Annotated in this window: 22 protein-coding genes; 20 read left to right on the top strand and 2 right to left on the bottom strand. The window is 47.9% G+C overall.

Translation table 11 applies throughout. The features are described 5' to 3' along the window. Nucleotides 1–367 precede the first annotated feature (367 nt). The 20 genes from HPS53_RS11205 (at nucleotide 368) to HPS53_RS11110 (ending at nucleotide 19,866) form a co-directional block, all read left to right on the top strand. Nucleotides 368–1,219, top strand: a complete 852-nt coding sequence (locus HPS53_RS11205) for a hypothetical protein (RefSeq protein WP_172206281.1) — start codon at nucleotides 368–370, stop codon at nucleotides 1,217–1,219. Nucleotides 1,220–1,244: 25 nt separating this feature from the next. Next, nucleotides 1,245–2,654, top strand: a complete 1,410-nt coding sequence (locus tag HPS53_RS11200; protein WP_172206280.1) for an SEL1-like repeat protein — start codon at nucleotides 1,245–1,247, stop codon at nucleotides 2,652–2,654. A 5-nt stretch (nucleotides 2,655–2,659) separates the two neighbouring features. Next, nucleotides 2,660–3,487, top strand: a complete 828-nt coding sequence (locus HPS53_RS11195; protein WP_146078664.1) for a hypothetical protein — start codon at nucleotides 2,660–2,662, stop codon at nucleotides 3,485–3,487. An 11-nt stretch (nucleotides 3,488–3,498) separates the two neighbouring features. Next, nucleotides 3,499–4,146: a hypothetical protein gene (locus HPS53_RS11190; RefSeq protein WP_104369169.1), complete on the top strand. Its 648-nt coding sequence runs from the start codon at nucleotides 3,499–3,501 to the stop codon at nucleotides 4,144–4,146. Between the two features lie 42 nt (nucleotides 4,147–4,188). Next, on the top strand, nucleotides 4,189–4,839 hold the full coding sequence (locus tag HPS53_RS11185; protein ID WP_172206279.1) for a hypothetical protein: 651 nt from the start codon (nucleotides 4,189–4,191) through the stop codon (nucleotides 4,837–4,839). Nucleotides 4,840–5,044: 205 nt separating this feature from the next. After that, nucleotides 5,045–5,923 (top strand): O-antigen ligase, encoded by an 879-nt coding sequence (locus HPS53_RS11180; RefSeq protein WP_158249560.1) that lies wholly within the window; start codon nucleotides 5,045–5,047, stop codon nucleotides 5,921–5,923. Then, nucleotides 5,892–6,128, top strand: a complete 237-nt coding sequence (locus HPS53_RS11175; RefSeq protein ID WP_146078662.1) for a hypothetical protein — start codon at nucleotides 5,892–5,894, stop codon at nucleotides 6,126–6,128. Before HPS53_RS11180 ends, HPS53_RS11175 begins: the two co-directional genes overlap by 32 nt. Before the next feature lie 971 nt (nucleotides 6,129–7,099). Beyond that, nucleotides 7,100–8,488, top strand: a complete 1,389-nt coding sequence (locus tag HPS53_RS11170) for a DUF6242 domain-containing protein (protein WP_172206278.1) — start codon at nucleotides 7,100–7,102, stop codon at nucleotides 8,486–8,488. A gap of 65 nt (nucleotides 8,489–8,553) precedes the next feature. Next, complete coding sequence (locus HPS53_RS11165; protein WP_172206277.1) at nucleotides 8,554–9,240, top strand: DUF6089 family protein; 687 nt, start codon at nucleotides 8,554–8,556, stop codon at nucleotides 9,238–9,240. Nucleotides 9,241–9,250: 10 nt separating this feature from the next. After that, nucleotides 9,251–9,997 (top strand): isoprenyl transferase, encoded by a 747-nt coding sequence (locus HPS53_RS11160; RefSeq protein ID WP_104369164.1) that lies wholly within the window; start codon nucleotides 9,251–9,253, stop codon nucleotides 9,995–9,997. Between the two features lie 24 nt (nucleotides 9,998–10,021). Next, nucleotides 10,022–12,652 (top strand): outer membrane protein assembly factor, encoded by a 2,631-nt coding sequence (locus HPS53_RS11155; RefSeq protein ID WP_172206310.1) that lies wholly within the window; start codon nucleotides 10,022–10,024, stop codon nucleotides 12,650–12,652. A 71-nt stretch (nucleotides 12,653–12,723) separates the two neighbouring features. Next, complete coding sequence (locus HPS53_RS11150; RefSeq protein ID WP_104369162.1) at nucleotides 12,724–13,257, top strand: OmpH family outer membrane protein; 534 nt, start codon at nucleotides 12,724–12,726, stop codon at nucleotides 13,255–13,257. A 43-nt stretch (nucleotides 13,258–13,300) separates the two neighbouring features. After that, a complete protein-coding gene (locus HPS53_RS11145) occupies nucleotides 13,301–13,798 on the top strand; it encodes an OmpH family outer membrane protein (RefSeq protein WP_104369161.1) in 498 nt (165 codons plus the stop codon). A 147-nt stretch (nucleotides 13,799–13,945) separates the two neighbouring features. After that, on the top strand, nucleotides 13,946–14,551 hold the full coding sequence (locus tag HPS53_RS11140) for an OmpH family outer membrane protein (protein WP_253942890.1): 606 nt from the start codon (nucleotides 13,946–13,948) through the stop codon (nucleotides 14,549–14,551). A 27-nt stretch (nucleotides 14,552–14,578) separates the two neighbouring features. Further along, nucleotides 14,579–15,418, top strand: a complete 840-nt coding sequence (gene murI, locus HPS53_RS11135) for a glutamate racemase (RefSeq protein ID WP_104368641.1) — start codon at nucleotides 14,579–14,581, stop codon at nucleotides 15,416–15,418. Nucleotides 15,419–16,062: 644 nt separating this feature from the next. After that, nucleotides 16,063–16,383 carry a metal-sulfur cluster assembly factor gene (locus HPS53_RS11130; RefSeq protein ID WP_104368644.1) on the top strand — a complete coding sequence of 107 codons (321 nt, stop codon included), beginning with the start codon at nucleotides 16,063–16,065 and terminating at the stop codon, nucleotides 16,381–16,383. 74 nt (nucleotides 16,384–16,457) lie between these two features. Beyond that, nucleotides 16,458–17,222 carry a UDP-2,3-diacylglucosamine diphosphatase gene (locus tag HPS53_RS11125; RefSeq protein WP_104368652.1) on the top strand — a complete coding sequence of 255 codons (765 nt, stop codon included), beginning with the start codon at nucleotides 16,458–16,460 and terminating at the stop codon, nucleotides 17,220–17,222. A gap of 153 nt (nucleotides 17,223–17,375) precedes the next feature. Then, nucleotides 17,376–18,872, top strand: a complete 1,497-nt coding sequence (locus HPS53_RS11120; RefSeq protein ID WP_172206276.1) for a lipopolysaccharide assembly protein LapB — start codon at nucleotides 17,376–17,378, stop codon at nucleotides 18,870–18,872. A gap of 147 nt (nucleotides 18,873–19,019) precedes the next feature. Then, entirely contained in the window at nucleotides 19,020–19,382 is a 363-nt protein-coding gene (locus HPS53_RS11115; protein ID WP_172206275.1) for a DUF3244 domain-containing protein, read from the top strand. A gap of 94 nt (nucleotides 19,383–19,476) precedes the next feature. Continuing rightward, the gene (locus HPS53_RS11110; RefSeq protein ID WP_104368647.1) at nucleotides 19,477–19,866 is read left to right on the top strand and encodes a hypothetical protein; all 390 of its coding nucleotides are present in this window, start codon (nucleotides 19,477–19,479) and stop codon (nucleotides 19,864–19,866) included. On the opposite strand, the gene HPS53_RS11105 is transcribed toward HPS53_RS11110, so the two are convergent. Both HPS53_RS11105 and pta read right to left on the bottom strand, forming a co-directional pair. After that, on the bottom strand, nucleotides 19,863–21,056 hold the full coding sequence (locus HPS53_RS11105) for an acetate kinase (protein ID WP_104368648.1): 1,194 nt from the start codon (nucleotides 21,054–21,056) through the stop codon (nucleotides 19,863–19,865). The genes HPS53_RS11110 and HPS53_RS11105 overlap by 4 nt on opposite strands. A gap of 25 nt (nucleotides 21,057–21,081) precedes the next feature. Beyond that, a complete protein-coding gene (pta, locus tag HPS53_RS11100; protein WP_104368649.1) occupies nucleotides 21,082–22,092 on the bottom strand; it encodes a phosphate acetyltransferase in 1,011 nt (336 codons plus the stop codon). Nucleotides 22,093–22,264 lie beyond the last annotated feature (172 nt).

Raw genomic sequence — 22,264 nt, 5'->3', positions numbered from 1 at the left:
CCGCAGGGCAAGCTGTCCCTGCGGGAGATTTTTTTGTTGTGATGGAGTTTTTATAAAAAGGCGCCTCCCCTGTCATTATGGGATTTTCGGAAGTTTGTCTGGAAATTTGGCTTGGCAAATCACCTGTAGGATTTCTTGTGACTCCTTACCGCCATTTTGTATAAAAGGCTGCCGGAATTTGGATTTGTAAGTTCTTTTTATTATATTTGCGGCGGAAATCGGCATAATCATGAAATATTGTGAGAAACTTTCTTGGTATTATCCATTATGCTTACGGAAAGAGACGCCTTGTCATGTCTTGTCCTGATAAAAAGTGATGACGGCAAGATATAGGGCGATAATTAATGAAAAACAATTAACTAAAAAGATGATGGGAAAAAGAGTCTTGTCGTGCGTGCTGACAGTCATTGTGACTTTGGGGGCATACGCACAGAATGAGTTTACCGACAGTGAGCGCAAGGTTTTTGAAGAACATGAGAACGAGATAATATCCCGTTCAAGGATTGCCGGTGAGGACGCACATGCGGAGCTGTGCATGAAATACAATGTTCCTAAAAGCCAAAGTGAGAAATTGGCCTCCATGCTTGTGGAAAGAGAACGGCGGAAAGCGGTCTACGACTATATCTATCCATCGTCGCCGCGATTAAGGGCACAAGCCAAATTGTCTGTCGACAGTGTATATCAGTATCATGTAGACGAGATATTGATTCCTTATAACAAGATGTCGGGAGAAAACATTACGTTTCTGTTGCGCAGGCGCAAGGCATTCAGGCTTGATGACGCACAGTATGAATACTTGATGAAGCATGCGGTTGAAATGTGCCATAAGATGCGTAAAGACCGCAAGGCTGATGTCTGGGACGAGGAAATGGCCGTAATGCGGAATACGCTCGGGAAAAAGATGTTCAACAGTTTCCTGATACAGAAAAACGCTTCCGTAGTGACGAAACGTATGAAAGAGTCATGGAAGAAGTTGCGGGACGCCGGATTGACGGAAGAGCTTGACAGTGTGTCAGACTGTGCCCGCATGTATATGTTCTATATGGAACAAGAGAAAATAAAGAGCGTATATAAGAATTTTTCGACTGAACGGAAGAAAAGATTGGCGGAAAACGACAAGCAGATGCCGAAAGCGGTGAAGATGTATTATGCCCTGGCAAGAAAGGAGCGTGAAGCGAAGAAATCCGAGAGCGAAGAGACAAAGGGACTCGTATGGTAGCGACTATGATATAACCGGAATAATTATGAAGTACTTTATAGGAAAAGTCATGACCGTAGCGTCCGTGCTGCTGTTTGTCGTGGCGGTATGCAATGCGGCGGCAGATGATAAAGTGATAAAGGCTGTCGAAGTGCTTAAAGGAATGGATGGCGCGGGCAACAAGGCGGAGGCTGTAAATATTCTCCGCATTGCGGCAGAACAGGATTCCAATATATATGCGATGAATGCTCTTGGAATAGTTTATATGAACGGTATCGGTACAGAACGAGACACGACGGCGGCCACGATGTGGCTTGAACGTGCCGGAGAACATGGTTCAACGATCGCTCTTCATAATTTAGGAATGATGTATAAGTATTCACGTGGCGGAGTGAGGCAGGATTTCACACGGTCTTACGGATATTTCTCCAAAGCCGTGGATGCAGGTTCGGTGATGGCGCTATACGATAAGGGTTACATGCTGTATAAAGGCCTGGGATGTGCCCAGGACTACAAGCAGGCCATAGACTTGTTCAGGCGTGGTGCCGACAAAGACCATGCTCCGTGTCTTTATATGCTTGGATTGTGCTACCGTAATGGTTATGGAGTTGAGCGTGACGAGGAACGTGCCATGTTCTATCTTGACCGTGCGGCAATGTTTAATTATCGTGACGCGGTGGAAGAACTGAAAAGAGTAAATCCGGAAAACAGCATAAATGACATGGTTGTCATTGTCGAACAGTCGATGGAAGTACCGGAAACAATGCCGGGAATAGCCCCGGCGGCAGTGGATACATCGTCGCTTGCAGGTAACTATCAGGGTGTTCTTGTGGTTTATGATTGGAGCGGACAAAATGTGATTGACCGTCGACCGCTATCTGTGAATATGAAGATGAATGGCGGGTGGCTTCATGGATATTGGTGTGAAGGTAAAGACACTGTCGCTTTCCGGGCGTCGGTATCGGAAAACGGGCGTATAGAGTTTCTCAGCGGCATGACGCGGCAGACAGACAGGTATATGACAAAGGACTCTGTGCTTTATAGATTTGAGAGTGCGGATGTAAATGTAGGAGAAAATTCCGTGACAGGAAGTATCAGGCTCTATTCTGTTTCCGAGCAGGAACCGCAACGGCCGATGTATATATGTCTGCAAAAAGATTATTCTGATGGAGATATAGCAAACGAAATTGCTAAAGACGATACACGGCTCTACGCATGGCCGAATCCTTTCTCAGGAAATGTAACACTTGGTTTAGATTTGTCAGAATCTGTTGAATCCGGTTCTATAACTCTTTATAGCCAGTCTGGTATGCCGGTATTTGCAGCGACTCTTGGCGCGTTACAGCCTGGCAAGCATTCGTTTACGGTGGCACCCTCTATACCTGAGGGGGTGTATGTGCTTCATGTAACAGCCGGAACCTGTCATTATAGAACTGTTGTTGTGAAGAAGAACTGAATAAAATGAAAAAGTATATATTATTTTTAATACTTTTATTAAATTTGTTGCCTGTTTTCAAAGACGGACAAATAGAAGTTGGAATGTCAACGGCTTCTGCTCAAAGGATGGGTAATGAGGGCGGTGATTACTACATTTGTGATGATGAGGAAATAGGAGAATATGTATCTTATTATCCATGTGACCAAGTAATTTGTATCATGCCGTGTCCTCATTGTGACGATTCTTTTCCTTGTGATGAAGCTGGATTGCATGAATGTAATAATTCCGGTGGAGGTGATGAATGGGAAGATGGATGGCATGACGGTGGAGGCAGCTCGACCGGTGGAGGCGGTGGTTCCTCTTCGGGAGGAAGTTCAACCGGCGGTTCTTCTCAAACAAGTAGCCATAAAAAGACAGCTTCACAGATAACAAATATGGCTAAAAGTGTAGCCAAGAGTATTCCGGGGACGGATGCACAATGTAGCGAAGGAGTGAGAAGAGCTTTTAAAAGTCTATTTGGTAAATTGCCGGCCGGCATGAATTGCAATGCAAACAGTATGGTAAAATATTGGATGAATAATCCTTCTTTGTGGCAGGAAATAGCAATGTCACAAGCTCAAGGATATGCAAATCAGGGCTATTTTGTTGTGGCGGGGTGGATAAACCCATCTGGTGGTTCTGGTCATGTTGTTGTCATTGTTCCGGGAACAGAACGTTATAGTGAAAATTGGGGTAAAAAAGTTCCTAATACAATGGATACAGGTTATAATATGAGATCAAGTTCCCAAAAATTAAGCAACAGTTTTGCAAGGGAAAAAATAAGTGGAGTTAAGTTCTTTTTATATAAATAATATCATCAATCATGAAACAAGTTTTTTTATTTGTTATTCTTTTTGTCAGTGTCACATCTTATTCACAGAATAGTAAGACATTGATATATAATGAAAATAGTATAATTGCAGTGACAAACAATGTAGAGTCTTTTGATAATTTATCTCGAGCGGATATTACTCCATACACATTGAAACATACGGAATCGGTAACTCAATACGGTTTGACTTATACTGTAAATGTGCTCAGATATAAAGGATGGGAAGATGAGACCGGCGACTATAATGTGATAGATATCAGTTCAGGAAGTTATAAATCACAGTTCACTTATGATGAAGGTTGGGACTACTTTTATTGTGAGAATGAAGCTGTTAATACGCCTAATAAGTCATTTTATGCCGTGAATCTGTCATCATCTTGTATGGCTTTGGTTTTTGTCGGAGTCAGTATAGCAAGTCAGCCACCATTTATAACGGTTATTGTTCTCAGGGATCGAAAAGCGGAAATTGTGTATAATAAGCCGGCGTTTATGAAAGATATACAAACAGCAGGTAAAGAAACAAGATTTATATTAAGACTTAACACCATTGAATATGATGAAAATAACAAGCCGTATGAAAAAGAGGATTTGGCAACATTGTCGTTTGGAGACGGCAAAATATATTATATGAAGAATTAATAAAGTATACTTATTATACTATATAAGTAAAACAAATTAATTATGAAACGATTATTAATATTAACAATTAGTGTCGTTTTCGGAATTTTGTCGTATGCGCAGACATCGGTCTTCTCATACGGGGAAGATGGAACGATCAAAGCGAAGTCGGCTTTCTTGGATCCGATTGATACAAATCCGAACAAGACGGCTTCATGTCCTTTGATAAAAGAAGTATCCCTGCCTATGTCTTCTTTTAAATATTCTGTCAAGTTGAAAGGATATGAAGGTTGGGAAAATGAACCGGGAGATTATCATGTGATAGAGATATTGTGTAACGGTAGATCTGTTTTTGAAATGAGATATGATGACGGGTGGAATTATTTTTATTTGGCAAAAGATTATATTAAAAGTCCTAATACACCTTTTAAAGAATTCAACCTTTCTTCTGATTGCAAGGCATTGGTGTTTACCGGTATAACAATAGGCAGTCAGCCGCCATTCACAACGATTGTCATTCTTCGTAATGGTAAGGCCACTTTGGTATACAATAAAGAGGGATATATAAATGATATGGAAACAATAGGTAATGTTGTGAAACTAAAGTTACAGCTAAATACTGTTGAATATCATGACGACAACATACCTTACAATGAAGCTGAAGTTGCAGAATTGGAAATTAAGAACGGCATGATTTATTATACCAATAAATAATACTCTAAGCAAAAAGATGAATGTTCATAATGTAATGAGTAATATGTCAGCAATAGTTTTTACTTTGCTGTGTGTTCTATGTACTGTGGACACTCATCTTTTTGTGTATCCGTCTTTATCAAAATCGCTTGCATTTTCCCTCTGTTCTTTGTTTCTTGCGATTTGTTCTATGATGATATGTGTGAGAAAAACCACCGTTACACTGATGAGTGTGTTTATGACGATATGGGGAATATATATTGTTATATACGGACTTTTCGTCCCTGCCGAGACATATCGCATGTATTATATGTTATCCGGCATTGTCTTCTTCCTTGCGATGTCGGGACTTTTGCGTATAGGATTAAATTCCTTTCGTCAAGTAGGCAACGGACTTTTGCTTATCGCTTGTATTCATATCATCTTTGTTGCGGGGCAAAAATTAGGATTGATAGATCCGTTGTCGGACTATTTCCAAATAACGGGATCTAATGAAAATCCAAATATCACGGCAATGTATATGGTAGGCGTGTTACCTCTTATTTATGGCAGAATGTCTGAAAGGAGAGGGCGCATCCTGTACGCTGCATTAGGATTGGTCGTCATTGGCTTGCTGTTAGCTCTCCGTTGCCGTACGGCGTGGATAGGTTTCATGGTAATGGTTGCGGTATATGGCTTTATGTCTGAGTGTCTGCGACAGCGTGTCATGCAGCTAAGTATCGGCAGGAAGATAACTGCATGTATTGTGGCCGTTTGTTTAATTACCACAGGAGCGGTGTTTGCGTATAAACTCAAAAAAGACTCTGCTGATGGCCGTATGCTTATATGGAAACTTTCTGTGCAGATGATATATGAGCACCCTCAGGGCTATGGATACGGCCTTTTTGAACGCAACTATAATTTACGGCAGGCAAAGCATTTCGCTTCAGGGGAGCAGTCGCTTGAAGAATGTCATAATGCTTCGTTTGTCTCGATGGCATATAATGACTATATAGAGCAGGCCGTAGAGGGTGGTGTGGCCGGAGTATTCCTGTTCTCTGCTTTTTATGTTATAATGATCTTGAAAGCATATCGTGACAAGGATAAGATTTACTCCAAAGTCTGATACGAACAATGTTGAGCCAGGACATTTATACGAACTGTATTATTTTGATATAGGATGGCGTCTTGCGGGGCGTGAAGTGGCAAAGTGCAATCACCTTGTCTTTGACGGAATACCGTCAGGTGCCTTGTTATTGTTAAAAGACAGGACAAAAGGACATGAGGAGCGTATATTTGAATATCGTGACAACAGACAGGTATGGTATTGAACTTGGTAAGCACGCTTCCAGAAGAACTTCGTGAAGTCGCGGGCAACGAGGCCGGCAAGGCACTCGTTGCGGCAGGTCCGTAGCTGTAAGAAGTAAAATTTGAATATTTATATAGGTAAAATCTCCCGCAGGGTAAGCTGTCCCTGCGGGAGATTTTGTTTAAAACGGCATGTTGTTGCCTTTTATGCCGGTGCATGTACTGATCTAAGGCAATTTGTTTTCTTGTTATACAGTATGGGACTATGTTTAACCATGTGGTTTGCTTGTGTTGCCAGGTATATTCTGTCGGTAACGATACCATGTATGACTGCCGCCTTAACCTGTGTTGTTCGCAATCATCAAATGGCTGTCAGGTGGTTAGAAGTCAATAGAATATCAAAGTTTCTTCATTTTTTTTGTGTATGATTAACGTGAAATTCTTTTGTAACGGCCTTTCTTTTAATGCGGTTTTATATATAGTATTATATATCAATGTGTTTATGGGTTAATTGTAGCGCATACGTTATAAAACATGTTGATGCAGCACTCTAAAAACATTGAATTTTGACTTATATCAAAAATAAAAGTGAATATAAAATAAACGAGGTGAAAATATTTGTGTGCGAACACAGAAATAGCTAACTTTGCATCGTGTTCGTGAGAATACATTGTTATTCATTAGGTTAGTAGTTAATAGATTTTTAAGGTAAAGATTATGTTATTAGATTTTCAGACAACGGACTTGAAGGCATGAAACCGCTATTGCGGTGTCGCAAGTGATGCTTGCGATCGGTGCCGGAAGACGTTACGAAGGAGTGCGGAGTGAGTGAGTCATACCGCACTCTTTTTTATGCTACTTTCATTCCTTTTAAACTAACAGAACTTAAAATAAGGCGCATTATCACATATTTTACTTAATAAAACAATTAAAAATGCGGCTATTTGCGGAATTGTGATTAAATTTGCAGCTAAAAATTAAAATTAAAACATTGATGAGAAAGTACATCAGTACTCTATGCCTGCTCTTGTCGGCGGCATTTATCCTGCCTTCATGTATGAACGAAGATGAAGTCAGCGTAACACTCTATGACGATACAGCCATCACAGGGTTTCATATAACAAGCGCAAAAATAACAAGACATACCCTCTCTTCAAAAGGAGAGGACTCCACCTTTATCATCACGGACGAGACGGTTAGCAGGTTTCCGTTCAGCATAGACCACCAGCGTGGCGAGATATACAATGTGGACTCGTTGCCGTTGGGCACTGACGCGGAGAAACTTCTCTGTGCATATTACACGAAAAACAACGGATATGTGCTCATTGAGAATGTGCTGAACGACTCGGTGAAGTATTTCTCAACCACTGACTCGACCGATTTCAGGGTGCCGAGATATGTGCAGGTACATGCGTCGGACAACAGTTCGTCACGCAGATACCGCATAACCGTCAACGTGAGGCAGGAGGAAACGGGCGTGTCGAAATGGAGCAGATTGCCCGATTGCGAATATTTCAAAAGCATGAAAGGCGTGAGGATTCTCGCCGACGGCAATGCTGTATATGCTTTTGGAAGCGACGGGACAAACACGTCGGTATATGCTTGCGACATAACGGACGGCAGCGTGTGGACGCAAAGAAATGTCACTCTCGGAGCGGATATATATAATAATGTGACGGTGAGAAACGATTCGCTGTTCATTCTCGATGGGGAGACGGTGAAAGTATCGGCAGACGGCGGACAATCGTTTGCCGACCTGGCCGCATCTACCGGTCTGGCGCGTCTCGTTGGATGCGGCACGACAGAGTTGCACGCCATCTATGCAACCGGCGAACCGGCTGTCTCTACAGACGGCGGACGCACGTGGGCGGCCGATAGGGCTGAGGCTGACAATGCCGCCGACAAGGTCATGTTGCCCGCATATGCGGTGAGCTACGACTGTTCGGCATTCAAATACAACGATAATACAGACTATGCCGTGATGGCCGTGACCCGCAATGAGACGGATGCCAACCCTATGGTATGGAGAAAGATCGTTGAGTACGGTGCGGGAAGCATGCCGGGCAAGTGGGTGAATATCGGTAAGGACGACTCTTACCGCTATCCGTTGCCGGCAATGAAGAGTCTTTGTCTGTTCGGGTTCGGCGGCAATCAGTATGCCGTGGGACTGAAAGCGGTCGAAGACGGCGGCGGTACCATTCTCTCGCCGATATATGAAAGCCGAGACGGAGGCATCACATGGAAAGCCAACAAAAAGCATACCCTGCCTGAAAGCATTGACAATGCCGCCACGTCGGTGGCCGCCGTGACGGATATGAACGGTAATATATGGATTGTCTGCGGCGGTACGGGGCAGGTATGGAGAGGAAAGCTCGGTGTCTGAACCGTCCGGAAACAATAGGGATACACGAACTAAGCGTTGTAAACGGCGCGCAAATAATGAAATGAATGAGGTACCTTGTAGTCATAATCACCATCTGTATGCTGTCGTTTACCAGGGTAGCGGCACAGGAAGAGCCCGAGTACAGGGCCGAGATTGGTGTGGGCGCAGGGCTGATGACATATTTTGGAGACTTCAACGGTAGTCTGACAAAAAACATGCAACCGGCATTCTCTCTCGTAAGCAGGTATAAGTTCAATCCGCGCATGGCGCTTGCAATGAGCGTGACACACGGCAAACTGAAGGGAACGAGCGACAACACCGAGACGTGGTATCCCGAGACGAGCGATAAGACTATAGAGTTCAACAACGCGACCACCGACATAGGGTTGCGGTTTGAGTATAATTTCTGGCCATACGGCACGGGGCGTGAGTATCGGGGCGCACGCCCGTTTACCCCTTACGTGGCGATGGGACTCGGCACGACGATAGCCAAGACGCAGGAGAAAAGCGTGTTCACGGCCAATATCCCGATTGGAGCCGGAGTGAAATACAAGATAGGCCAACGGCTGAACCTCGGACTTGAATGGATAATGAGCTTCTCGCTGAGCGACAAACTCGACGGTGTGGAAGACCCATACGGCATAAAGAGCAACGGAATGTTCAAGAACACCGATTGTTATAGCACGCTGCGACTGTCTGTCACGTATGACATCATGGCGAAATGCAAGACTTGTAATAACGATAGAGACTGAAAGAATAAATATGACAGGCCAAATAGACATGGAGCGCATACCGCGCCACATAGCCGTGATAATGGACGGAAACGGACGCTGGGCCACACAGCACGGGCGTGAACGCAGTTTCGGACATCAGGCGGGAGTGGAGGCAGTGCGCCGCATCACGTCGGAGTGTACACGACTGGGTGTGAAATATCTTACGCTATATACTTTCTCGACAGAAAACTGGAACAGGCCTGCCGATGAAATATCGGCGCTGATGGGACTGGTGCTCACTTCGCTCGAAGACGAGATATTCATGAAAAACGATGTGCGTTTCAGGGTTATCGGCGATATGAACAGACTGCCCGAGGCAGTGAGAGAGAAACTGCGTGAGACGGAGGAGCACACCGCCGGCAACAAAGCGATGACGATGGTTGTCGCATTGAGCTACTCGTCTAAGTGGGAGATAACGAACGCGATGCGCCAAATAGCCGGAGAGGTGCAGGCGGGAACGCTATCTCCCGACAGCATTGACGAGCAGACCATAGGCAGACACATGCAGACGGCGTTCATGCCGGATCCCGAATTGCTCATACGTACAGGCGGAGAACAGCGCATATCAAACTATCTTCTGTGGCAGATTGCCTATTCCGAACTGTATTTCTGCGACACGTTCTGGCCCGATTTCGATGAGAAAGAGCTGCATCGCGCCATCGGGAGCTATCAGGGCAGGCAGCGTCGGTTTGGCAAGACAGGAGCGCAGGTGGAGAAAGAGGAGAACAACAAGTAAACAACAATGAATAATAATCATATAATGTGTCACATAAATAAGATATTGCTGCTGATTGCCGTCGCGCTGGGAATGACCTCGCGGGTGGCCGCTCAGGAGAAAATCGTAAATCCGGACATCTCTTATTCTGGAACTCCCAGGATATGCATAATAGACGGAATAACCGTCAAGGGTGTGCAGGAATATGAGGATTACATGCTCACGGGACTATCCGGACTCTCCATCGGACAGCAAATCAGCGTGCCGGGCGCTGAGCTTACGGAGGCCGTGCGCCGCTATTGGCGCCACGGCCTGTTCTCCCAAGTGTCCATAACGGCAGACTCTATCGTAGGAAACAGAATATATCTGTGTGTCAATCTCGCCCTGCGCCCGAGGGTAAGCACCATCAACTACACCGGATTGAAGAAGTCGGAACGTGAGGATATGGAGGCGAAACTGGGCATTATGAAAGGTAGTCAGATTACGCCCAACATGATAGACCGGGCCAAGATACTCGCCAAAAGATACTTTGATGAAAAGGGCTACAAGAACGCCGAGATAAACATAACGCAGCGCGACGACGTGACTGGCAAGAACCAGGTAATTCTTGATGTGGATATCGACAAGAAAGACAAGATGAAAGTGCGGCAGATCACCATAGAAGGCAACAACAACCTGAGCGCGTCCAAAATCAAGGGCGGACTGTTCCGCAAGGGTGCCTTTGCCAAGACACACGAGGCCGGCAAGCTGTCTTCTTTCCTGAAATCAAAGAAATTCACCACCGAGAGATACGAACAGGACAAGCTGAATCTTATAGACAAGTATAATGAGCTGGGTTACAGGGATATGGCCATACTCGAGGACAGTGTCTGGAATCATGACGAGAACCACGTGAACATTTATGTCAAGATAGATGAAGGCCAGCGATACTATATCCGCGACATCACGTGGGTGGGCAATACAGTGGTCACGACCGACATGCTGAACTACATGCTGGGCATGAAGAGAGGCGATGTGTACGACCAGAAGAAGCTGAACAAGCGTCTGCGTGAGGATGAAGACGCCGTGGGCAACTTCTATTGGAACAACGGTTATCTATTCTACGAGCTTGACCCTGCGGAGGTCAATATCGTGGGAGACTCCATCGACTTGGAGATGCGGATCACGGAAGGCCCCAAAGCCCATATCAACGCTGTGAGAATATTCGGTAACGACCGTCTTTATGAAGAGGTGGTGCGCCGCGAACTGCGTATCAAACCCGGCGACCTGTTTTCCAAGGATGCGCTGATGCGCTCGGCGAGAGAAATAGCCTCCATGGGATTTTTCGACCCGGAGAAGGTCGAGCCGGACATCAAGCCTAATCCGGACGACGGTACTGTTGACGTGAACTGGCCTCTTGAGCAGAAGTCCAACGACCAGGTCGAGCTGTCGCTCGGTTGGGGACAGACCGGTGTCGTGGGCCGTGTGTCTCTCAAACTCAACAACTTCTCGATGCGAAACCTGTTCGGACGCAACAAGATGCACCGCGGAATAATGCCTATCGGCGACGGTGAGCAACTTGCGCTGAGTGCCCAGACCAACGGTACATATTATCAGTCGTACAGCCTTAACTACTCGGCTCCGTGGTTCGGAGGCAAGCGTCCCGACGCATTTAACGTCGGAGTGTCTTATTCAAAGCAGACCGACGTGTCGAGCAACTACTATAACAACAGTTGGATGAACAACTATTACGGCTACTACGGAGGTTACGGCAGCTACAATAACTACTACAACAACTACGAGAGCTATCTCGACGACGATAAGTACGTACAGCTTCTCGGCCTCTATCTCGGCTGGGGCAAGCGTCTGCGCTGGCCAGATGACTACTTCCAACTCTCGGCAACCCTCGCTTATCAGCGCTATATGTTGCGCGACTGGCGTTACTTCATAATCTCAAACGGTAATTGCAACAACATCAACCTGGGCATCACCTTGTCGCGTGTAAGCACCGACAACCAGCTCTTCCCCCGTCGCGGTTCGGAGTTCATGGCGTCGGTCACCCTCACGCCGCCATGGTCGGCATTCGACAACAAGGATTACAGCAACCTCGCCACAAACGCCAACTCGGCCACTTTCGAGGCCGAACAGCAGGAAAAATACCGCTGGATAGAGTATCACAAGTGGAAGTTCAAGACCAAGACATATACCGCGTTGACAGGCGGCACCAAGTGCTTTGTGCTCATGACGCGTGTGGAGTTCGGCTTGCTCGGCTCGTACAACAGCCATAAGAAATCACCCTTTGAGACATTCTACATGGGTGGCGACGGTATGAGCGGCTACTCGACCGGATATGCCCAGGAGACGATCGGACTGCGAGGCTACGAGAACGGCTCTCTCACACCTTACTCGGCACCCGGATATGCCTATGACCGCTTCACGCTCGAACTGCGCTATCCGTTCATGCTTGGCAACACCACCATTTACGGCCTGGCGTTCCTCGAAGGCGGAAACGCATGGAGCGAGACGAAGAAGTTCAATCCGTTCGACATGAAACGCTCGGGCGGAGCGGGTGTGCGCATCTTCCTGCCCATGGTCGGTCTGATGGGTATCGACTGGGCTTACGGTTTCGACAAGACACTCTCCACGGGCGTGAAGGGCGGCAGCCAGTTCCACTTCATTCTCGGACAGGAGTTCTGATATAGTGCGGCAGCGGGCTCGTATGCCTGTCTCGCCACCGCGTATTATTCACCAACTAACAGTTAAGAACCATGGGAAAGAAACTTATCAACACACTCAGGGCGATCATGCTGGTAGCGGCCATCGCCCTGTTGCCCACTGAGGCAGGCGCACAGAAGTTCGCGCTTGTAGACATGGACTACATATTGAAGAACGTTCCGGCCTACGAGCGTGCCAACGAGCAGCTCAATCAGGTCTCCAAGAAATGGCAGGCAGAGGTGGAAGCCCTCGCCACCGAGGCCCAGACAATGTATAAAAACTACCAGAACGAGGTCGTCTTCCTGTCTCAGGAGCAGAAAAAATCCCGGCAGGAGGCAATAGTGGAAAAGGAAAAGCAGGCAGCCGAACTGAAAAAGAAATATTTCGGGCCGGAAGGTGAGCTGTTCAAGAAGCGTACCAGCCTGATGACTCCTATACAGGAAGAGATATACAACGCGGTGAAAGACATCGCCGACCTGCGCGGCTACCAGCTTATCCTCGACAGGGCGAGCGATGCCGGGATTATATTCGGAAGCCCGAAGATAGACATAAGCAACGAGGTGCTGCAAAAGTTGGGATATAACTGATGGGATTAAGAAAATATCAATAACAAACAAATATAAAACGACAATGAAGAAATTAATTTTAATGCTCATGTTGTTCGCTCCCGTGGCCACATTCGCCCAGAAGTTCGGACACGTGAACGTGCAGGAGATTATCCAGGCGATGCCTGAGTACACAAAGGCGAAAACAGAAGTCGACGCCCTTCAGAAACAGTATGAGGACGACTTGAAAGGCATGCAGGACGAGCTTACCAAGAAGTCGCAGGCATACGAGACGGAGCGCGAGAAGCTGCCCGAGAATATCCGTCAGCGCCGCGAGCAGGAGCTGCAGGAGATGTATCAGAAGATACAGCAGAGCTATCAGGACAACCAGCAGGCTCTCGGCAGGGCATCGCAGGAGAAGATGCAGGCTATCACCACCAAGATCGTCGACGCCATCAAGCAGGTGGGTCAGGCAGGAGGATATGTCTACATAATGGATATCGCAGGCGGAGTGCCCTACATCAGCACGACACTCAGCACAGATGTCACCACCCAGGTGAAGACACAGCTCGGGTTGAAATAATTCCGAGAGATAAATGCCGCAGACAGGCGCAACCGGAACAGCCCGTGGCTGACGGATGCGGGTCTGCGGTTTTTGTTTTAACATACCGCTCGCCGGAACACAAATAGCGGCCTGCGGCAACCGAAATCCTCCCTAAAAGAACACATCATGAGACGATTTATGATTATCATGACGGCAATGGCGGCGCTGTCGGCAACCGCGCAGACAGAGAATGCCGCCCGTCAGGCGGATGAAGCCGGAGCGCCCGCCGCAACATCCGTGCACGGCAACCGTGCAGCCGCAGCGCCATTGGAGCGCCAGCAGGCGGTACAGACATTGAAATTCGGCTACCTGAGCTATGATGCCGCCTTGCGGGCGATGCCCGAGTATGCCGAAGCCGGCCGCCAGTTGAGCGAGCTGAGAGCCAAGTACGATGCCGAGGCCAAGCGGGTGGAGACGGAGTTCAACAAGAAATACGAGGAGTTTCTCGAAGGGTTGAAAGACTTTCCGCAGACCATACTGCAAAAGCGGCAGAGCGAGTTGCAGGAGTTTCTCGCCCGAAACATAGCTTTCAAGGAAGAGAGCTCACGCCTGTTGGCGGCGGCCGAGCGTAACGTATACTCTCCGCTGCACGACAGGTTGGCTGCCATACTGAGGAAAATAGGCGAGGAACGGGGCTATGCCTTTATCGTGAACACGGACAACAACTCGTGTCCGTTCATCAGCCGGGCCGTGGGCGAGGATATCAGCCGGGCCGTGGCCGAACAGTTCTGACATGCGGCCAAGACACACAAGCGAATAATGAGAACACTGCCATCAGCTCCCGGACCGATAGGTATCTTCGATTCCGGCTACGGCGGACTGACAATCCTTCACGGAATACGCCGCCTGCTGCCGCGATACGACTATCTGTATCTCGGCGATAACGCCCGCGCCCCATACGGGACACGCTCGTTCGACGTGGTTTATGAGTTCACCCGGCAGGCTGTGATGAGACTGTTCGACATGGGCTGCCATCTCGTCATTCTCGGGTGCAACACCGCCTCGGCGAAAGCCCTGCGGACCATACAGCAGAACGACTTGCCCGCCGTTGACCCCTCACGCCGTGTGCTCGGAATCATCCGCCCCACGGCAGAGATTATAGGCTCCATCACCCGATCGCGCCATGTGGGCATACTCGCCACAGAGGGCACGATAAGGAGCGAGAGCTACAACCTCGAAATAACAAAGCTGTATCCCGACATACATGTCTCGGGAGTGGCATGCCCGTTCTGGGTGCCGCTCGTGGAGTATAATGAGGGGGACAGTCCGGGTGCCGACTACTTTGTGAAGAAGCGGATAGACCAGCTCATGTCGCTCGACGGCGATATAGACACCATCATCCTCGGGTGTACCCACTACCCGCTGCTGATGCCCAAGATACGCCTTTACACGCCCGCCGGGGTGACGGTGGTGTCTCAGGGCGACTATGTGGCGGCCAGTCTGAAAACATATCTCGGGCAGCATCCCGAGATGGACCGCAAGTGTTCCACAGGCGGCAGCGTGCATTATCTGACAACGGAGAACCCCGACAAGTTCAGGGAGTCGGCCAGCATATTTCTCAAAGAGCGGATAGGCGTGGACAGCATCACCCTGCCTTGACGGCCGGCATGTCCGGGGATGGTCTTGAGCCGTGCGAAAGGTTATAAACCGGTTACGCCCGCTTTCCGAACATATCGGGAAAGCGGGCGTAACCGGTTTTTGTACGAATAAAATCATGTATTTGACACATCGTTTTCTGTTGAAATAGAAAGCGAAGACGATACACACCGCTATATGCGATGCGATATGTTCCCTGTTTCAAAATGATAGTTGCGCCGATTTTCCGCAACGGGATGCCCGTCGGAGTGTGATTAGCCGCTAACCGCGTCGCGTTTAGATACCCGTTGGCTTGCATTTAGCGTCTAAATGCAAGCCAACGGGTATCTAAACGGAAAAAGATTTCAGATAGATGGCGTTGGTTTGGTATGGGAAGTAATATGTGAAAGACATATTAGGCTGGCATACAGGTGGTTGCGTAAAACAGCCCAAAACTCGCTTATTTTAGGCCGTGGGATTTACATTTTGAAACAAACGAATTATGAGAGGTGTTTTGTAAAGATAGTTGATAGTTTTGCGTAGCATGTTTTTTCAAGCGTGGGGTATGCCGGGGTGAGTCCAGAATCCCTTCTCCAAAAAAACTCGTTACGATGCCATATTCTCGCAAAATCTCCGTAAATTTGTAACGAAGTAAAAAAACAAATGTCATGACACAGGAAGAGAAAACAAAGATAGAAGAGAGAATAGTGGACGTGCTCAAAACGGTTTACGACCCTGAGATACCGGTGAACATATATGACCTCGGACTGATATACAAGGTTGATGTCAAAGACGGCGGCGAGGTGGAGGTGGATATGACGTTCACTGCACCGTCGTGTCCGGCGGCCGACTTCATACTTGAAGACGTGCGGCAGAAGGTGGACAGCGTCGAGGGCGTGGCGAGCGCCACCGTGAACCTCGTGTTCGAGCCTGAGTGGGACAAGAGCATGATGACCGAAGAGGCCCGTGTGGAGCTGGGATTCGAGTGATGTCCGTGCCGGTGACGCCTCCCGGGGCACACCGGCCGGCTAAATCCGTTCACCTTAATAAATCCGTAAAGCGTATGAAGCCAATATATTTCATTTCCGATGCCCATCTCGGTTCTCTCGCCATAGAGCACGGGCGGATGCACGAGCGCAGGCTCGTGCGGTTTCTCGATGACATAAAGCACAAGGCGGCGGCGGTATATCTGCTCGGCGATATGTTTGATTTCTGGTACGAGTACCGCACGGCGGTGCCGAGGGGATATACCCGTTTTCTCGGCAAGCTGTCCGAACTGACCGACATGGGCGTGGAGGTACACTTCTTCACGGGCAACCACGATATCTGGGCCTACGACTATCTTGAAAGCGAGTGCGGCGTGACGCTGCACAAGCGGCCGCTCACCACCGAGATATACGGCAAGACGTTCATGCTCGCCCACGGCGACGGGCTGGGCGACCCCGACCGCAAGTTCAAACTGATACGCAGGGTGTTCCACAACGCCCTGTGCCAGCGCATGTTCTCCGCCCTGCACCCACGCTGGGGGCTGGCTTTCGGCCTGGCCTGGGCACGCCACAGCCGCATGAAGCGGCCGGATGGAGAGGAACCGCCATACATGGGCGAAAACCGCGAGCATCTCGTGCTATACACCAAGGAATACATAAGGAGCCATCCGGATATCGACTTCTTCATCTACGGTCACCGGCACATAGAGCTTGACCTGCAACTGACAAAGAAGGCGCGTATGCTTATCCTCGGCGACTGGATAACACAGTTCACATACGCCGTGTACGACGGGGAGCACATGTTTCTCGAAGAGTATGTTGAGGGCGAGAGCATGCCGTAACCATCGCTCCGGGGCCACACGAAAAGCAATAACCGGCGACAAGCAATGAGGCATCGACACATAACAACAATCTTTTTGCTATGTATATTCATTATACTTGCGTCGTGCAGCCGACATTATGACCTGCCCGGGCGTCTGACGTCTATATACGGTATGATAGAGACTGACCCCGACGAGGCTGAGACCCGCATCGCCGCCATGGCCGACAGCATGGCTGCCGCCCCGTTGCCCGAGCGCATGTATTTCGACCTTCTCAGGCTCAAAGTCATGGCCTACACATATCATGAGTACACATCGGACAGCATCGCAGTGCGTCTCGTGCGCTATTATGAGGACGAGGACGACGAACGTATGCTGCCCGAGGTGTACTATTACGCCGGAAAGGTGTACAAATCGCTGCGCGACAACCCGCAGGCCACAGACTATTTCCAAAAAGCCGCCGACCTGCTGCCCGACGAACCGAGCCGGCTGAGGAGCAGAATATACTATCAATTAGGAGATATTTATAAATTTCAGGTAATGCCTGAAAAAGCTTTGGAAATGTATAAAAAGTCATACATAGACGATAAGCATCTCAAAGACACCACAAGTATGATTTTCTCTTTGCGCGATGTCGGCAGCATGTATCGGGCAAAGAAAGAGTTCAACCCGGCACTTCATTTTTACAATAAAGCATTGGCCTTGACCCGTGAGCAGGGAAATAAAGACATGGAAGCCACCGTTTGCGGACAGATGGCAAAACTATACATTTATATTTCGGATTTTGAGACTGCTAAAAAGTATCTTAAAATATCGACAGACTACGATGACCCGTACGACAGAAACAGCATACTTGGCATTAAGGCCAGCCTTTATCGTGAAACCGGGAATATCGATTCTGCCGTTTATTGTTATCAGAAGCAGATAACCGGGAATGATATTTACGCAAGACGGGAAGCATACAGGGAGCTTGCCGAATACAGCATGTCCAAAGGCGAACAAGGCAAGACATTTCATTACTTAAAGCAATTCCAGATGACAACCGATACCATACAGCAAATAACATCGGCCGAAGCCGTTGCACAAGCTGATGCCGCATATAACTATAAGTTGCGGGAGAAAGAGATAATTAGGTTGAAAGAGGGAAAAAAGAACATGCACAGCCTCATAATCCTTATATTGGCAGTTGGTATTACTATGACAACTATATTTTTGCTGATAATAGTATATTATAAGCAGAAGAGAGCTTTGCTGAGATATAAACTTGAAAGGTATAAGGCTCTGGTATTGCAAGAGAATGAAAGGAAAAAACATGAAAATGATACGGGAAAGGAAATAGAAGATTATGACATATACAAGAATATTGTATACTTAATTAATAATCCTGTATCGAATAGGCGTTTACGCACCGAAGATTGGGAAGAATTGCGCAAAGCGATAAATGAAGTGTCACCGGATTTCGATCAGAAGCTGAGCGAATTGTGTAAAATGAGCGAAAAGGATTACCGTCTCTGCCTGCTTTTGAAGGTCGGTATATCATTGAGCGACATCAAAGAGTTTATCAATCTAACGGGTTCGGGAGTATGTTCGGCACGGAACAAACTTTATAATCGTGCTTTCGGAGAGAAAAAGCACCCAGAGGAGTGGGACAAGATAATACGCTCATTATAAATAGCTTACACGAATTTGCGGACAGTTTTGCGGACAAGTTTTACTTCGCTAAAATAAATTGCGGACAGTTTTGCAAACTTGATTTCTTTGTGTTTAATCGATTTATTCATACTTTTGGCGATGAAAATGAATTAAATGATAAAGCGTATGAAAGCAAATCTATTAACAATGGCAGCCTTTATGATAATCTGCGGCAGTATTATGGCAAAAGATGTTATTCCGTTAGAGGAGCTAATTGAAAACAACGGTAAAGGTAAACCTAATATAACAAATAATCCGGAAGTGTCATACGAGGATGGAACCATTGAAATTCGGTGCGACTCTACGATAGAAAATGCTACTGTATCTATTAAAGATGAATATGACAATACAATCTATATGACAATGGGAAATATCGGAAACACTCCTCAACAAATAAACATTCCGGAGGATGTAGACAATGAAAAAGTATCCATCGAAATCATTACGGACGACAAAGCATTCAAAGGGGAATTCTTGATAGAAAAATAATTATATTTATTTCACATAAAAAAAGAAAAAGATTATTCTATTTGTTTAAGCATGTTTGCTGGTGTTGTATAGTTGTGATAATGAAGAGAGGGTCATGAACAAAGACTCTGAGGTTGACAATGTAATGTTGACTTACGGTGTGGACACAGACCTGCTAAACAGTATTAACGCTAATTTGGCGGAACGCTTAGGGACTGATACCAGAACAACCGTAACAATGACAGAACAGGAAGCACAGGAAATTTTATCGCCATTGGTACAGCAAGGATGTGAAATGAGAAATGAACTTGTGCAGTTAGCGGAAGATGAAAAGATTGACTTATCAGCTATGGAAGTGAAAGAGTTGAAAGATATGAACGATTACGATGTTTGTCAAGTTTTGTTGTTCTCTTTGCAACAGAATGTTTTTATCATGATAGCGGGCGGCCATCTGATGGCCGCCCGCTGTCTTTTTGCTCGTTTCGGCGAGTGTATTGCTTCTTAGAGCAGCTCCATTGTGTCTGTGGCAATCATCAGTTCCTCGTCTGTGGGAACGACAACGACCGTCACCTTGGAGTCGGGAGCGGATATGATTGTTTCCTCACCGTGTACGGTGGCGTTCTTCTCGTTGTCGAGTTTCACGCCCATCCACTCCATGTCGCGGCACACTTCCTCGCGCATGTTTGCTTGGTTCTCGCCAACTCCGGCAGTGAACACGATGATATCCGTGCCTCCCATGGCGGCAGCGTATGCGCCTACATATTTCTTTATGCGGTAGAAGTACATGTCGAGAGCGAGTCGGGCTTTCTCGTCGCCGTTCTTGGCCGCGGCGTCAATCTCGCGCATGTCGCTTGAAATGCCGGTGATACCGAAAAGGCCGCTCTTTTTATTGAGCAGGTTGGAGATGCCGTCGGCATCGAGACCGAGCTTTTTCTGGATGAAAGATACCGCTCCTCCGTCGATGTCGCCCGAGCGGGTGCCCATCATCACGCCTTCGAGCGGGGTGAGACCCATTGTCGTGTCTATGCACTTGCCATTCTCAACGGCGGCCACTGAGCCTCCGTTGCCTATGTGGCAGGTGATGACGCGCTTCTCCTCGGGCTTCACGCCGAGAAACTCGCATACGCGCTTTGACACATAGCGGTGGCTCGTGCCGTGGAAACCGTAGCGGCGGATGGCATACTTGTCATACAGTTCGTAAGGTATGGCGTACATATACGCCTTGGCGGGCATCGTCTGGTGGAAAGCGGTGTCGAACACTCCTACCTGCGGCAGGCCGGGCATCAGCTCGCTCACGGCGTTTACGCCTTTGAGGTTGGCGGGGTTATGGAGCGGTGCGAGGTCGCTGCACTCCTCGAATACTTTGAGCACTTCGTCCGTCAGCACCACGCTCTTGTTGAACTTCTCGCCGCCATGCACCATGCGGTGACCGACAGCATCAATCTCTTTGAGGTCTTTGATAACTCCTATTTCGGGGTCGGTGAGCAGACTGAAAATGAACTTCACTCCCTCTGTATGCTCGGGAATGTCGTGCATTATCTGCTTTTTCTCGCCGTTGGCGAGCTTCACTTTCACGAAAGCGTTGTCGAGTCCTACGCGCTCGGCGCCGCCCGATGTCATCACTGAGCGGTCGTCCATGTTGTACAGCGCGTACTTGATAGACGATGAACCGCAGTTCAGAACCAAAATTTTCATTGTTTTTTATTTAAAGTTTATTTCCTTATTTCTTTGCGTCCATTGCCTGGCAGGCGGTTATTGCCACCATCTTGTATATGTCGTCTACCGAGCATCCGCGGCTGAGGTCGTTCACCGGGCGTGCGATGCCTTGGAGGATGGGGCCGAGCGCCTCTGCGTCACCCAGTCGCTGAACGAGTTTATAGCCGATGTTTCCCACTTCGAGATTGGGGAATACGAGCACGTTGGCGTGTCCGGCAATGTCGCTGCCCGGGGCTTTCTTCTCTCCGACAGACGGAACGAGAGCCGCGTCGGCTTGCAGTTCGCCGTCGACTTTCAGTCCGGGATCCATTTCCTTCGCTATTTTTGTCGCTTCAACGACCTTGTCCACTACCTCATGGCTTGCGCTGCCCTTTGTCGAGAAGCTCAACATTGCCACGCGCGGGTCGGCAAATCCTGCCACGCTCTTTGCTGTCTGAGCCGTGCATACGGCAATCTGGGCAAGCTGGTTGGCGTCGGGCATAGGCGTCACGGCCACATCCCCGACCACGAGAATGCCGTTCTCACCGTATTGCGGCTGTTTGGTGATGAGCAGCATCGCTCCGCTTACACAGCTTATGCCGGGGGCGCACTTTATGATTTGCAGGGCGGGGCGCAGGGTGTCGCCGGTGGTGCTGAGCGCGCCGCTGATCTGTCCGTCGGCACCTTCGGTCTTGATAATCATGCAACCGAGATACAACGGGTTCTTTACCAGTTCGCGAGCCTGTTCTATCGTCATTCCTTTCTTCTTGCGGATCTCGGCGAGTTGCTCTGCATATTCCTCTGCCTTGGGATTGTTTTCCGGGTCTATGAGTGTGGCTTTGCCGATGTGCTCAAGGCCGTATTCCTTGCACATGGCCTCTACCTTGGCCGGGTTTCCGATGAGAATGAGGTCTGCTATCTCATCGCGCAGCACCATGTCTGCCGCTTTCAGTGTACGCTCCTCTTCCGCTTCGGGGAGCACGATGCGCTGTTTGTTGTTTTTAGCGCGTTCAATGATTTGTTGTACTAAATCCATAGTTGTTTTTATTATGTGTTTTCTATATATTATCCGGTATAGCTAATTGACTACAAAAGTAAAAAAAATATTCCGAAAAAGTGCTGCCGGTTGAATGGTTTTTAAAGGTTAAAAGGTAAAAAAGTAAAAGGTAAGGCATCTTTAAGCGTAGCCCTTTACCCTTTACCCTTTC

Source organism: Prevotella sp. PTAC (genome assembly GCF_013166535.1).
Classification (GTDB): Bacteria; Bacteroidota; Bacteroidia; order Bacteroidales; family Bacteroidaceae; genus Prevotella.
Note: the sequence above shows the minus strand (reverse complement) of the source record. Positions and strands in the feature narration are given on the sequence as shown.